The sequence below is a fragment of the Avibacterium sp. 20-132 genome (assembly GCF_023611925.1).
GTDB lineage: Bacteria > Pseudomonadota > Gammaproteobacteria > Enterobacterales > Pasteurellaceae > Avibacterium.
In genome coordinates this window covers 88,142-101,704 of sequence record NZ_CP091456.1, presented here as the reverse complement: position 1 = coordinate 101,704, position 13,563 = coordinate 88,142, and the positions used below count along the sequence as shown (strand labels likewise).

Annotated in this window: 13 protein-coding genes; 2 read left to right on the top strand and 11 right to left on the bottom strand. The window is 39.7% G+C overall.

Going from position 1 to position 13,563, the window contains the following annotated elements; all coding sequences use genetic code 11:
• Positions 1–25: 25 nt before the first annotated feature.
• The 10 genes from hflX to L4F93_RS00385 form a co-directional block, all read right to left on the bottom strand.
• Positions 26–1,387: a ribosome rescue GTPase HflX gene (gene hflX / locus L4F93_RS00430; RefSeq protein ID WP_250350598.1), complete on the bottom strand. Its 1,362-nt coding sequence runs from the start codon at positions 1,385–1,387 to the stop codon at positions 26–28.
• A gap of 2 nt (positions 1,388–1,389) precedes the next feature.
• Positions 1,390–1,683: an RNA chaperone Hfq gene (gene hfq / locus L4F93_RS00425; protein ID WP_250350597.1), complete on the bottom strand. Its 294-nt coding sequence runs from the start codon at positions 1,681–1,683 to the stop codon at positions 1,390–1,392.
• A 108-nt stretch (positions 1,684–1,791) separates the two neighbouring features.
• The gene (miaA, locus tag L4F93_RS00420; protein ID WP_250350596.1) at positions 1,792–2,718 is read right to left on the bottom strand and encodes a tRNA (adenosine(37)-N6)-dimethylallyltransferase MiaA; all 927 of its coding nucleotides are present in this window, start codon (positions 2,716–2,718) and stop codon (positions 1,792–1,794) included.
• The gene (gene mutL / locus L4F93_RS00415) at positions 2,718–4,625 is read right to left on the bottom strand and encodes a DNA mismatch repair endonuclease MutL (protein WP_250350595.1); all 1,908 of its coding nucleotides are present in this window, start codon (positions 4,623–4,625) and stop codon (positions 2,718–2,720) included. Before mutL ends, miaA begins: the two co-directional genes overlap by 1 nt.
• 8 nt (positions 4,626–4,633) lie before the next feature.
• Positions 4,634–5,896: an N-acetylmuramoyl-L-alanine amidase gene (locus tag L4F93_RS00410; protein WP_250351711.1), complete on the bottom strand. Its 1,263-nt coding sequence runs from the start codon at positions 5,894–5,896 to the stop codon at positions 4,634–4,636.
• 9 nt (positions 5,897–5,905) lie between these two features.
• Positions 5,906–6,400: a tRNA (adenosine(37)-N6)-threonylcarbamoyltransferase complex ATPase subunit type 1 TsaE gene (tsaE, locus tag L4F93_RS00405; RefSeq protein WP_250350594.1), complete on the bottom strand. Its 495-nt coding sequence runs from the start codon at positions 6,398–6,400 to the stop codon at positions 5,906–5,908.
• 108 nt (positions 6,401–6,508) lie between these two features.
• A complete protein-coding gene (locus L4F93_RS00400) occupies positions 6,509–7,960 on the bottom strand; it encodes a glycoside hydrolase family 32 protein (RefSeq protein WP_250350593.1) in 1,452 nt (483 codons plus the stop codon).
• Positions 7,961–7,971: 11 nt separating this feature from the next.
• Positions 7,972–8,901: an aminoimidazole riboside kinase gene (locus L4F93_RS00395; RefSeq protein WP_250350592.1), complete on the bottom strand. Its 930-nt coding sequence runs from the start codon at positions 8,899–8,901 to the stop codon at positions 7,972–7,974.
• Positions 8,902–9,124: 223 nt separating this feature from the next.
• The gene (gene tyrS, locus L4F93_RS00390) at positions 9,125–10,312 is read right to left on the bottom strand and encodes a tyrosine--tRNA ligase (protein WP_250350591.1); all 1,188 of its coding nucleotides are present in this window, start codon (positions 10,310–10,312) and stop codon (positions 9,125–9,127) included.
• A gap of 180 nt (positions 10,313–10,492) precedes the next feature.
• Positions 10,493–10,858, bottom strand: coding sequence for an MmcQ/YjbR family DNA-binding protein (locus L4F93_RS00385; protein WP_250350590.1), 366 nt, complete (start codon positions 10,856–10,858; stop codon positions 10,493–10,495).
• A 95-nt stretch (positions 10,859–10,953) separates the two neighbouring features.
• Here L4F93_RS00385 and L4F93_RS00380 point away from each other — a divergent pair, with 95 nt between their 5' ends.
• Both L4F93_RS00380 and L4F93_RS00375 read left to right on the top strand, forming a co-directional pair.
• Complete coding sequence (locus L4F93_RS00380) at positions 10,954–11,649, top strand: GNAT family N-acetyltransferase (protein WP_250350589.1); 696 nt, start codon at positions 10,954–10,956, stop codon at positions 11,647–11,649.
• 154 nt (positions 11,650–11,803) lie between these two features.
• The gene (locus tag L4F93_RS00375) at positions 11,804–12,490 is read left to right on the top strand and encodes an alpha/beta hydrolase (protein ID WP_250350588.1); all 687 of its coding nucleotides are present in this window, start codon (positions 11,804–11,806) and stop codon (positions 12,488–12,490) included.
• A 169-nt stretch (positions 12,491–12,659) separates the two neighbouring features.
• Here L4F93_RS00375 and sfsA read toward each other — a convergent pair whose 3' ends face one another.
• A complete protein-coding gene (sfsA, locus tag L4F93_RS00370) occupies positions 12,660–13,376 on the bottom strand; it encodes a DNA/RNA nuclease SfsA (RefSeq protein WP_250350587.1) in 717 nt (238 codons plus the stop codon).
• Positions 13,377–13,563: the final 187 nt, after the last annotated feature.

Below are 13,563 nucleotides of genomic sequence, written 5' to 3'. Positions count from 1 at the left end.
GGGGGAAATACCGCAAAAGCAACTTTTATTCATCTTGGTAGTTTGCTAAGTGCGGTTGTTTTTTTAATAATTTTTGCCATTCGCTTTGCTCAATATTTACCTTGAGTAAAAATTCCCCTTGTTCACTGATTTTTTCTTCACGAATACAATCCATTTCATATAGCCAATGACGGATTTTGCCAGCTTGCGGTGGCAAACAAAGTTGTAATTGCACAATCCTTTTGCTTAATTTTTGTCGAATGGCTTCAAATAATAAGGGAATACCTTGTTGTAAATGGGCAGAAATATACACGCCCACTGGGCGATTTTGATCATCATATTCAATATGTGGAACAAGGTTTTCCACTTGATCAATTTTGTTATAAACCAGTAATGTAGGGACTTGATTGGCTTGGATTTGTTGCAAAACCTCATTTACCGCATTGATATTTTCTCGTTTTCGTACATCAGCGCAATCCACAACGTGTAATAACAGGCTTGCCTCGCTGGTTTCTTGTAAGGTGGATTTGAACGCGGAAACCAGATCGTGTGGTAGATCTCGAATAAAGCCTACCGTGTCTGCTAAAATTGTGCTACCAATATCTGGAATGTTCAAACGGCGGAGGGTAGGATCAAGGGTAGCAAAAAGTTGATCTGCCGCATAAACTTCTGCCTTGGTGAGCAAATTAAACAAGGTGGATTTACCCGCATTGGTATAACCGACCAATGAAATCGTGGCAATATCTGCTTTCTTTCTTGTCTGACGATTTTGATGACGTTGTTTTTCTACTTTATTTAAGCGATGTTGCAATTGTGCAATACGAACTTTAATCAATCGTCGATCGCTTTCTAATTGGGTTTCTCCCGGCCCTCGTAAGCCTACCGCACCTTTTTGTTGATCCAAGCCTGTTTTGCGCCGAATTAAACGAGTGGCAAGATGTTTTAATTGGGCTAATTCGACTTGTAATTTCCCTTCGTGAGAGCGTGCGCGCTGGGCGAAAATATCTAAAATTAACCCTGTGCGATCTACGACACGACATTCACATAGGCTTTCTAAATTACGCGTTTGTGCGGGTGTCAAACAATGATTGATTAAAATCACATTGGCGTTGTGATCTTTTACTGCTTGGGCAATTTCTTCTGCTTTGCCTTGTCCAACGAAATACTTCGCTTGTGGCGTGGCACGGCTTGTGGTGATAATGGTGGCAATGTCTACTTGCGCAGATTCAGCAAGCAACTGGAATTCAGTTAAGTCATCAAGATTTTTATCAGCAGAAAAAAAGGCTTGTACAATAATGCCTCGATCTTGCGAAATAGCCTGTTGCGAGTGGTTTTGTGATGATGAAAAAAGTGCGGTAGAAATTTCATCTGAATTTTTCACCGCACTTGGAAAAGCTAAATGATCCAAAATTATTCAGTCTGTGATTCTGCTGAGGTTTCTGTCGCCATTTCTTGCGTTGCATTATGTTGTTGCTGGTGAGCTTGATTATTATGATGAGAAACTGCACGAGCAGGCACAACAGTTGAAATTGCGTGTTTGTAAACCATTTGATTTACAGTGTTTTTTAATAAAATGACGAATTGATCGAAAGACTCAATTTGTCCTTGTAATTTAATGCCATTGACTAAATAAATGGATACAGGAATACGTTCGCGACGTAATGCGTTTAAGTAAGGATCTTGTAATGATTGTCCTTTTGCCATTGTTATTTTCCTTCTTATATTAGTTATAGGGTTTTTTATGGGGAACAAAAATCGTCTCCGTGAGCCAATATAGCAATAATCTTGACAGATGTCATCACTATGCCTCAATTATTTTAACGTTTGCGCGATTTGCATAAAGGATTTATCAGGGCTGAGACTATCTAACCAAGTTATCGGTGATTTCCAGCCACGTAACCAAGTAAGCTGGCGCTTAGCCAGCTGGCGAGTTGCACAGATTCCACGAAATATCATTTCTTGATGATCATAATCCCCCTGCAAATAATCCCACATTTGGCGGTAACCAACACAGCGAATAGAAGGTAAATCAGCGTGTAAATCACCACGTTGATAAAGTTTTTCGACTTCTTGTTGAAAACCTTGTTCAATCATTTTATGAAAACGCAGTTCAATACGTTGGTGTAATACTTGGCGTTCTTGTGGGGCGATGGTAAATTGTGTGATGTCATAAGGCAGCGCCTCACCTTTTTGCTCAGTCAGTTCAGTGAGCGATTTTCCCGTGAGATAAAACACTTCTAACGCACGGTTGATCCGTTGGCTGTCATTCGGGTTAATACGTTGCGCAGAAATAGGATCGATTTTTGCTAACTCTTGATGTAAGCCATTCCAACCGATTTGCACTGCTTTTTGCTCAATTTCTTGGCGTAAACGTTCATCTGCCGAAGGTAATGGTGAAAGCCCTTCCAGCAAGGCTTTGTAATAGAGCATTGTGCCACCGACTAACAAGGGGATTTTACCCTGTTTACTGATGTTTTCCATTTCCAGTAAGGCATCGTGGCGAAAATTTGCCGCCGAATAGCTTTCACTGGGATCTTTTATATCAATTAAACGATGCGGAGCAAGAGCAAGTTCAGCGGCATTTGGTTTTGCAGTGCCAATATCCATTCCCCGATAAATTAAGGCAGAATCGACGCTGATGACTTCAACTGGGAAATGTTGGCGTAATTTGATCGCTAAGTCTGTTTTTCCTGAAGCAGTTGGTCCCATTAAGAAAATGGCTCGTGGCTTTGTGTGCATTAGCTATTTTCCTTCCCTAAATAGATTTGCCAATCAATAGGAATAAATAGCTGAGAAAGCGATTGATTTGGCTGTCGATGTAATAATTGTTCGGTTTCATTGAGTAAATTTACCGCATCTCCAAATACGTCTATCGTTGTATAATCAAGCTGTTGACAAAGTGCGGTCAAAAATTGGTGCATATTTTCGTTTTGTTGATTGAGTAAGTTCCCTACACATTGCTGTAAATTATGCTGGCGTAAGCTGGCAGGCACCTTAATCAGGCTAATTCGATGTTGAGTAAGATTTTCATTAAAGTGAAAACCGATTTGAGCGAAAAATGTGTGTTGTTTTTCCCAAGCCGATTGCTGTTTTTCATCTAAGCGGAAGAGTATAGGAATTAATAATGCTTGCTGGGCAATATCTTTTTCCTGCAAAGACAACATCGTTTGCATTTGTTGTAATTTTTTGATCGGTAATAAATAAAATTCCTGCTCTTGCTGTAAAAGTAGCGCTTGATTTTGCACTAAGGCTAATGCGCGTAACATTCGGCTAGTTGGCAGTGAACTTTCTTGCGTCGCTTGAACGGTTAAAACTGGGTTTTCTCCCTGTGTCGGTGAGGCTGGGCGAAGTAATTCGCCATAAGCCTGACTTTCTGTTTTAGTGATTTCGCTCTTTGGCTTGATATAACCTGCTGGTGGAATAGAGGGATGATTTGTCGCTTTTTCTTTATTTAGCGAAGGGGAAACAGAATAGTCCGTTGGTTGAAAAATATTTCTTCCTGCTGCACTACGATTAAGTTTTCCAACATTAGGTTGCCATACCCCGTCAGGTTCTTGCACTTGTGATGTGGCTTGTTCGCTGGGTTCAGACGAGAGCGGTTGTTGCATTAGTTTATGTTCAGCATTAAGCATTTTTCCGCCGAGTTCTAAGCTTGTAAGCAGGGCATTTTGTATGCCTTGATAGATAAAATCGTGAACAAGGCGAGCTTGCTGGAAGCGAACTTCGTGCTTTGTTGGGTGAACATTAACATCTACATCATTGGGATTAATATCAATAAAAAGAATATAAGCAGGATATTCATTGCTCTCTAAATGTTCTGCATAGGCTTGGCGTATGGCGTGAGTGATCACTTTATCGCGTACCATTCTGCCATTTACATAGCAATAGTTTAAATCATTTTGGGTATGCTTAAAGAAAGGATCGGCAACCCAGCCTGAAAGATGGAGATCATCGTGTTTCCAATCAATATGTAAGGCGTGTTGAACAAATTCTTCCCCACAAATCGCTGCAATTCGTTTTAATTTTTGCGAAAAATCCCCCGCACTTTTGTATTGACGCACTGTTTTCCCATTATGGGTAAGCGTAAAGGCAATATGTGGTTTTGCTAAGGCGATACGACGGATCACTTCATCAATATGAGCAAATTCAGTTTTATCAGTGCGTAAAAATTTGCGTCTTGCTGGCGTATTAAAAAATAAATTAGCCACTTCAACCGTTGTTCCCACTGGGTGTGAAGCTGGTTTGATGGTGGTTTCCATATCTCGCCCTTGCGCATAAACCTGCCATGCTTCTTTTTGTTGTTCGGTACGAGAAGTCAGGGTCAGGCGAGAAACGGAACTAATACTTGCTAACGCCTCACCGCGGAAGCCTAAACTTAAAATGGCCTCTAAATCCTCAAGACTGGCGATTTTGCTCGTAGCGTGACGAGCAAGGGCTAAGGCGAGTTCATCTTTTGCGATACCGATACCATCGTCTCGAATACGAATTAAATTTGCACCGCCATTTTCAATATCTACCTGAATTTTCGTTGCACCAGCATCAAGGCTGTTTTCTACCAGTTCTTTGACGACTGACGCGGGACGTTCAACAACTTCACCAGCGGCGATTTGATTAGCAAGCTGAGGTGGCAGAATTTTTATTGGCATTGTTTTTCCTAATTCCTTAGCTGAATTTTTTGTCCTGTTTTTACTTTCCCATCTTTGAGTTTTGGATTTAATTTCAATAAGGTAGGCACAGGAATATTATACTCACGAGAAATCGCATACAGGGTTTGGTCTTTTTTCACTGTATGGAATTTCGGTGTTGTTTTATCTTTTCCTTTATTCTCGGTTTTTGTATTTTTATTCGCCGTTTTATCTGTTTTTCTGCTATCTGTATTTGTGCTGTTCGACTTGCTGTTTTCTGTTTTGCTATTTTTACCATTATCAGGGATTTTAATGGTTTCACCAATCCAAAGCTCACGGCGTTTAAGCTGATTTAATGCAATAATGTCATTCATCTTGACATTATATTTGTTTGCTAATCCCCCAAGACTTTCACCATTTTTCACTTTATGGCGAATACCGCTATCTTTTGGTAAGTTGCTAGTGGTTTCACGCGTATTTTTGACCGCACTTTCTGTACTAGGTGTTTTAGCCACATTGATTTCCGTTTTGACATTACGGCGACGAAATTCAACCAGACTATCATAAATAACACGGGCTAATTTTTTGCGATATGCAAGAGAATTAAGTTTTTTTTCTTCATCAGGGTTAGACAAAAAACCCGTTTCCACTAAGATCGAAGGAATATCTGGCGAACGCAATACCCCAAGACTCGCGTGTTGTGGCGTGCTACGGCTTAACGTCGTGATTTGAGCAAAACGGCGTAACACAATCGATCCCAGTTCATAGCCGACACGTTGGCTATGACCAAATTGTAAATCAAGCACCGTTTGATCTAAATATTTCTCTTTATGTGAAGCAAGCACTGAGCCTGCGCCACCTAATAGCTCGGAACGCTTTTCGTGATCTTCCAACCATTGCCCCATTTCACTGTTTGCACGACGATTAGACAGCACCCACACGGAAGCACCGCGTAAATCTGGTGAAACGGAGGAATCTGCGTGAATAGAAACCAAATAGTTTGCTTTGTATTTACGTGCAATTTCAGAACGTTCAGGAACAGAAATATAATAGTCGCCTTTACGAGTGAGAACCGCACGGAAATTGGGATCTTTATCCAATAAGGCTTTTAGCTCTCTGGCAATAGAAAGCGTAACATTTTTTTCATAGATTTTCTGCGTACGGCTGATTGCTCCTGGATCTTTTCCACCGTGGCCGGGATCGATAGCAATAGTCCACGCAGCAGCAAATGCCGGTGTAGTGAGCAATACACAGGAACAAAGTGCGGTAAGAAATAAATAATATTTTTTCATCATTTTTATTTAACTGGGTGACGAAATAGTTTGTTTCATTAATTGTAAAATTTGTTTACCTTCTCTGGAGTTGGGAAGGAGTGCAACATTACGTGCATCATCAACATAGTCAATATTGATAATGAGATCGGCTGGCGGTAATAGACCTCGCCCTTTTTCCGACCATTCGATCAAGCAAATACTTTGCGCATTAAAATAATCACGAATGCCCATAAACTCCAATTCTTCGGGATCGCTTAAACGATATAAATCAAAATGATAAATTGATTTTTCCGTTAAATGATATTCTTCAACTAACGTATAAGTGGGGCTTTTTACCTTGCCTGAATAACCTAGCCCTTGAATCATCCCACGGCTTAACGTGGTTTTGCCTGCCCCAAGATCGCCGTTTAAATAAATAATAATGCCGTTATCTGTCGGGATATTGCTTGCAATTTGCATTAATTTTGCCCCAAAACGACACATCGTGATTTCATCAGGAATATATTGATTAAATGCTTCCATTATTTTCTCGGCGATTGGTTAATTTTAGATAAAAATAAGTGCGGAATTGTACCGCACTTTTTCTATTTTTTGTAGCATATAAAGAAAAAAGCCTTGCTTTAAATTTCTCTAACTTTTAGTGTGGTAAGTGATGGCAGTTGGATAGCCCACTTGTAATGCAAGCGGTCTATTTGTACGGATTAGATTTTCTCTAGCACAAATAAAGAAGCGTGAAGTCATTGTTTTTTCACCTTGATTAAGAAAAATTTCAATCACCGAGCGATCAAAGAATATTTCCACTTGATGCAAGCCTTCAATACGGCAATAACGCCTGTCACCAAAGGATTTCATCGAATCGGTTTGTTCAGTTTGGCGACGATCTAGGCATAGCACTTTGCCATCATAACTTAGGGTTAAATGCTGATTTTGTGCATTAGTAAAAAAGTTTAATGTGAATGGCTGAGCCTCAGCATCAAATTTGATATAAGCACGATCTAAATTTGCAATAACAGTCTCTTTTTGAACGTGAGTAGATTGAAGTGCGGTAATATTTTTATAAATATTTTCAATGGGTTGTTGATAGATTTTACCGTTTTGTAAACGTAATTGGCGTGGCAATGAAAGAATTGAATGCCATTTGTAGCAATCCGTAGGGTAGCTTAAATCAGGTAATCCAACCCAGCCGAACAGCATCGTTTGCGTACCAGAAAAGGTTTGTGGAGCATAGAAATCAAAGCCTTGATCCAATTCAGCAATGTGTTCGGCGTGGAATTGGCGATCGTTAATATTGCCCAGTGCATAGACGGCGTGATAATTATTTTGATATTGCTCGCTTTCACGGGCTTTGCCTTGGGGCGACCAGATAAACAGGGATTGATCGCCAATTTGCGATAAGTCAGGGCATTCCCACATAAATACGCCTTGATTATCAAAGTCAGGCAGGGCAAGTTCACCTAATAAACGTGGGGTATCAGCTAAATTATCCATTTCAAATACCAGTGCAGTACCCGTCAAATTTTCCCGTTGCGCGCCACAAATAAAGCGGATTTTGCCCTCTTTGGTTAGGAATGGTTTTGGATCGCGTACGTGTTCGGTATAACCTTTTGGTGCTTGGTCAATTAGGGGGCGTTTACTCAACAATTTTCCTGCTTTGCTGAAAATTGCAAGATTTTGGTAAGGTACACGTTGATTATCACTTGGGCGTCTGGTATTGCCCGTGTAGAACACGACAATGTTGCCGTCAATTAATAGCGCCCCACCAGAATAACAGCCGTGGCTTTCATACAATTCACAAGGTATAAGGAGATCGGCTTGGGTGAATTGTTGAAAATCTTGTGTCGTAAAATGTTGCCAATGCTTCATTCCGTGAAGGGCATCAAAAGGATACCATTGATAAAAAAGATGATATTTTTCTCCGTCAAAAATTAAGCCATTTGGATCATTAAGTAATCCTGTTGGCGGAGCAAGATGATAAACTGGGCGAAAATCCTTATCTTGTGCGACCGTTTGAGCAATTTTTGCTAACTCACCTTGTTCGGCAGCATAGAGGCTTTTGTATTTTCCTTCGTTGAAAATTATCATCAGCGTTCTCCTTATTGATTTAAAAAATGGATTAATTGCGCTTGATTTGGCAGGGCAGACATTGCGCCTTTTGCGGTGGTTGCTAAAGCACCACAAGCATTGGCTTGACGTAAAATTTCTACTAATGTTGCATTGTCTGTGTCCCAATTTGGTTTTTGCGAAAGCCCAGCCAGTAATCCGCCAACAAAGGCATCGCCTGCCCCCGTAGTATCAACAGGCTGTAAGGCTTTACCTACAATAATTTCTTTTGTGCCATTGAAATGATAAAGTGCGCCTTCTTTGCCTAGCGTAACAATAATCAGCTTTTGTGGATAAAGTGCGGTGATTTTTTCAAAGGCTTTTTCAAGGCTGTCTGTTTCTGTTAGAAAGGTGAGTTCTTCTTCCGAAAATTTCAGCACATCAGCTAAAGCGACTGCTTGCATTACCACTTCACGCATTTCATCAAGGCTTTGCCATAGGCTTTCACGCAAATTGGGATCGAAAGAGACATAGCCTTTCGCTTGATGAATATTTTTCATTGCAGTGAAAGTCGCCGTGCGGGAAGGATCGTTAATTAACGCAATAGAACAGCAGTGTAGCCATTGTCCTTGAGTGAAAGTGGGAAGTTCAGAAACGTGTAAAAATTGATCCGCACTTGGGTTTACCATAAAGGTAAAACTGCGTTCCCCTTGATCTAAACCAACCACAACTGTTGAAGTGCGTTGTGTGGGATCTAAGGTCATAAACGTGGTATCCACCTTTTCTTGTTGCAAGGTCTGTTGCATAAATTCACCAAGGGGATCTTTTCCTACCTTACCAATAAAACCACTTTCACCGCCTAAACGGGCGATACCAACAGCAACATTGGCTGGCGCACCACCAGCACAACGTAAATAATGTTGTTTGCCATCAGGGATTAAATCCACAACGGCATCACCTAATACCCAAACTTTTTCTGACATTTTTTCACCTTTCTTGTCTTATAAAATCTTGTTAATTTCATCAATAAATAACCTTGCCCAATATGTAGCACATATTGCTAGCATAATGTTTTGCTATGAGGCGAAATGTTATTTGTCGGTGTTCAATTTTAAAATGAAAGATCGCTATTTACTGATAGCAAAATCCATTTAGCGGATTGATAAAAAAGAAGGCGTATTTTCATACGCCTAACATCTTGCCCTATTATTTTACCGTAACGCGTGCAAATTTGCGTTTACCCACTTGATATACAGCGCTGGAGGCATAAATAATGGCTTTAGCATTTTCTACCTTTTCACCATCAATTTTTACCCCACCTTGTTGCACCATACGCATCGCTTCAGAGGTGGAACTTACAAGCCCTGCCTCTTTTAATAAATTGGCTAAACCAATTTCGCCCTCAAAGGTAAATTCAGGCATTTCATCAGGTATTGCCCCCTTTTGGAAACGGTTAATAAATGCTTGTTCTGCGGCGTTGGCGTCGGCTTCGGAATGGAAACGCGCGGTAATTTCTTTTGCCAGTAATACTTTAATATCACGTGGATTACGTCCGTCAGCCACATCTTGCTTAAATTGTGCAATTTCGCTTAATGGGCGGAAAGAAAGCAAATCATACCAATCCCACATTAATTCATCGGAAATAGACATCACTTTACCGAACATTTCATTTGGTGCTTCGTTTACCCCAATGTAGTTGCCGAGTGATTTTGACATTTTTTTCTCACCGTCTAAGCCCACGAGTAACGGAAGTGTGATTGCCACTTGTGGTTTTTGCCCATCTGATTTTTGCAATTCACGCCCAATTAGCAAGTTAAAGGTTTGGTCTGTCCCGCCTAATTCCACATCGGCTTTCAAATGGACCGAGTCATAACCTTGCAATAATGGGTAGATAAATTCGTGAATGGCAATAGGTTGGTTATTACTAAAACGTTTTTTGAAATCATCACGTTCTAACATTCGAGCTACCGTATAATTTGAGGCTAAACGGATCATTCCAACCGTACCTAATTCACCTAACCAATCAGAATTGAACACAATTTCAGTTTTTTCTGGATCTAAAATTTTGAAAATTTGTTCTTTATAGGTTTCCGCATTGCGTAGTACATCTTCACGAGAAAGCGGTGGACGCGTTGCGTTTTTACCTGATGGATCGCCCACTGTGGCGGTGAAATCGCCGATTAAAAACATCACGTGATGACCAAAGTTCTGGAATTGGCGTAATTTATTTAGCACCACGGTATGCCCCAAGTGAATATCTGGCGCAGTAGGATCAGCCCCCAATTTTACGCGTAAAGGACGATTTTCTTTAAGTTTTTCAATTAAATCTTGTTCTGAAAAAATTTGATCCGTGCCGCGTTTCAGCTCAGCCAGTTGAGTTGTGAGATCTGTCATTGATGTATCCTATAATAAATAATCCTGTAATGTGTGGGTTATTATAGATAATATTAGCCAAATGAAAAGGCAATATTGGTGAGAAATTTTGAAGAAAAAAGAATATGATGGCAAATTTTCGCGATATTTAAAGTGCGGTCATTTTTTATGATGTTTTTTTCAACGGAATAACGCGCTGGTTTATCGTTTTTTCTGTTGAGTTAAAGAAAAACTGTCTTGAATACATTCCCATAATAATGAAGGGGAAATTTCCGCTAAATGGAGACTCATCCAATGTTCTTTATTCATATGATAGGCGGGATAAACCCCTTTTATCATACGTAACGCACCAATCATTTCAGGCTGGGCTTTAACATTTATAATCCAAATGGTTTCTGTATGAGACAAGCCAATTTTATTGCCGGGGATATTCATTAAAATGGCAAACCATTTACCGCTATTTAGGTGGCGAAAAACCCCATACTCAGGAAATTTTGCCCACAAATAGGCGGGATTAACCTGATAATGTTTGGCAATGTATTGGATAATCTGGCTTGGCGTTATCATTAAATGTCCTTGTAAAAATGGTGAAAAATCTGACCGCACTTGTATTTTATGTTATTTTTTATACAAGATATATGCAATTTTATAGGGAGAAAATAATGCCGCTTAATCATCTCAATCAGCCTATTGGAGAGCCTATTGTCGATTTTACGCGAGGGGAATTGCCAAATATTCAGCTAATAGAAGGGCAATATTGTTGTTTGCAACACCTTTGTGTCGATCGTCATTTTAAGGATATTTATAAGTTTATTGGGCCAGATAGCCCAGAAAGCCAATGGACTTATCTGCCTATTTCCGCACAACCTAATGAGCAAGCCGCACAACAGCTTCTGCAAGAATGGGCGAACAGTGCTGATCCTTATTATTTAGCGATTATTGATAAGGCGAGCCAAAAGGTGGTGGGAATATTTTCTTTAATGCGCATTGACCCACAAAATCGCTCTATCGAAATGGGCTGGGTGATTTATTCTAACTTGCTAAAACATTCTCGCGTGGCAACGGAAGCACAATATCTCGCAATGCAATATGTGTTTGATAAACTCAAATATCGTCGTTATGAATGGAAATGTGATAGTTTAAATCAAGCCTCATTTAATGCGGCAAAACGCCTTGGTTTTCAGTTTGAAGGGATTTTTAGACGTGCTGCAGTTTATAAAGAGCGTAATCGTGATACCGCGTGGTTTTCAATGCTAAAAGAAGAATGGCAGAGAATGAAACCGAAATTTGAACGTTGGCTTGCAGCGGATAATTTTGATGATGAAGGAAAGCAACTACGTTCATTAAATGATTGCTAAGATGTCTATAAAAATGGCGTTTTTATTGTTTTTAATTGATAGAATCTATTAAATTTAGAGGGATGATCCTATTACCGCTGATTGTCTTTAGATATGCCAAGCGTATAATCGCGCAAGATTTATTACAACTTTTATACAAATTTAGGAGCCAAAAATGGAAAAACCAGCGATTGTTTTAGTGCATGGATTTTGGGGAGGGGCAAGTCATTGGAACCTTGTACTTAAGGAACTCAAAAAACAGGGATATACAGACGTTTATGCGGTAGAAAATCCGCTGACTTCTTTAGCTGATGATGCAGAACGTACTCGTAAAATGGTAAAGCAAATTCAGAAACCCGTAGTATTAGTAGGGCATTCTTATGGTGGGAAAGTAATTACTGAAATGGGGGATTTACCAAATGTAAAAGCCCTAGTTTATATTGCTGCATTCGCCCCTGATGTAGGTGAAAGTGCGGGAGGCATTAGCCAACAGCACCCACCAGAGGCTTTTTCTGCGATTGTCGGAGATAGTGATGGTTATCTATGGATAGAACGAAACCGCTACCATCAAAGTTTTTGCCAAGATGTGAGTGAAGATGAAGCTTACCCACTGTCAATTACACAAAAAGCACCACTAGCTTCCACCTTTGCTGATACGGTGAGCCAAGTAGCGTGGAAAATAAAGCCAAGTTTTTATCAAATTTCTACACAAGATAGAATGATTCACCCTGATAATCAAAAAATGATGGCAGAACGTATTTCACCACGTAAAATTATCAGTCTTGATGCAAGTCATGCGTCGTTAATGTCACAAGCTGAAGCAGTAACGCAATTAATTTTAGACGCGACGACAATAGCATAGCTATTAACGGCAGACACTTAAATTAAATATAAAAAAAGTGCCTCTTTCTGTGGGGGGAGAGGCACTAAAATGTTGGAGTGATTATCTATTATTGTTTGAATGAATTAAATGATAATTGTTCTCAAATATAAAGTCAATACATAAATGCAAATAATTCTCAATAAATTATTTATTCAATATAAGGCACTAAATGTGTAAGTGAAAGTGCGGTAGGAATGTGATGAGAAAATTCGAATTCTCCCGCATAGGCATACACCTCAACCCCTTCTTTTATGGCTTGGCGAAGTAGCTTCGCGTATTCAGGATCAATATATTCCGCGACTTTGAAACAATCAAAACCGTTGTGTAATCCAGCGAAAAAAATGACTGCTCTATGGCCAAGTTTTTTCATCGCCATTAGCTCTCGTAAATGTTTTTGTCCTCTGGTGGTTACCGCATCAGGAAACATTCCCAGATTGCCTTTTACTAAGGTAACGGATTTTACTTCCACATAGCAATCCGGTAAGCCTTTCTCTTTAAGCAGGAAATCAATTCGGCTATTTTCTTCACCATATTTCATTTCAGGCAGAATTTCGCTGTATGCCGCTAATTCTTTGATTTGCTTATTTTGCAGTGCTTCAAAGGTGAGTTGATTGGAATGGTGTGTGTTAATACATACCATTTGCCCATTTTGAAGTTGGGTAAGTTCCCAAGAATGAGGGTATTTTCGGGTTTTACTGTCAGAGGTTGAATACCAAATGGTATCCCCTTTTTCACCACAACCTGTCATCGCCCCCGTATTTGCGCAGTGAATCGTGAGTATTTCACCATTGGCAAGTTCGACATCAGCAAGAAAGCGTTTATAACGGCGGAGTAGGGTGGCAGATTGAAGAGCGGGTAACTGCATTATTTATTCCTATATAACTAAAAACGGCAGTGTATCATTTTGTGTTGTGGGTAAAAAGAAAAGTGCGGTGCTTTTTATTGATTTTTTTATCATTATTTCATCAGCTAAATTTTTAGATAATTTTTAATCTATTTATTCATAGGTAAATTTTTTCAATGAAATTTGTAAAATCTTTTTGTACCTCTTT

Coding starts and splice junctions, on each gene's coding strand:
- L4F93_RS00385 (WP_250350590.1), bottom strand. CDS start 10,858: ATGATAACGCCAAGCCAGATTATCCAATACATTGCCAAACATTATCAG.
- L4F93_RS00375 (WP_250350588.1), top strand. CDS start 11,804: ATGGAAAAACCAGCGATTGTTTTAGTGCATGGATTTTGGGGAGGGGCA.
- L4F93_RS00380 (WP_250350589.1), top strand. CDS start 10,954: ATGCCGCTTAATCATCTCAATCAGCCTATTGGAGAGCCTATTGTCGAT.
- sfsA (WP_250350587.1), bottom strand. CDS start 13,376: ATGCAGTTACCCGCTCTTCAATCTGCCACCCTACTCCGCCGTTATAAA.
- mutL (WP_250350595.1), bottom strand. CDS start 4,625: ATGCCAATAAAAATTCTGCCACCTCAGCTTGCTAATCAAATCGCCGCT.
- miaA (WP_250350596.1), bottom strand. CDS start 2,718: ATGCACACAAAGCCACGAGCCATTTTCTTAATGGGACCAACTGCTTCA.
- hfq (WP_250350597.1), bottom strand. CDS start 1,683: ATGGCAAAAGGACAATCATTACAAGATCCTTACTTAAACGCATTACGT.
- L4F93_RS00410 (WP_250351711.1), bottom strand. CDS start 5,896: ATGAAAAAATATTATTTATTTCTTACCGCACTTTGTTCCTGTGTATTG.
- L4F93_RS00400 (WP_250350593.1), bottom strand. CDS start 7,960: ATGATAATTTTCAACGAAGGAAAATACAAAAGCCTCTATGCTGCCGAA.
- L4F93_RS00395 (WP_250350592.1), bottom strand. CDS start 8,901: ATGTCAGAAAAAGTTTGGGTATTAGGTGATGCCGTTGTGGATTTAATC.
- tyrS (WP_250350591.1), bottom strand. CDS start 10,312: ATGACAGATCTCACAACTCAACTGGCTGAGCTGAAACGCGGCACGGAT.
- tsaE (WP_250350594.1), bottom strand. CDS start 6,400: ATGGAAGCATTTAATCAATATATTCCTGATGAAATCACGATGTGTCGT.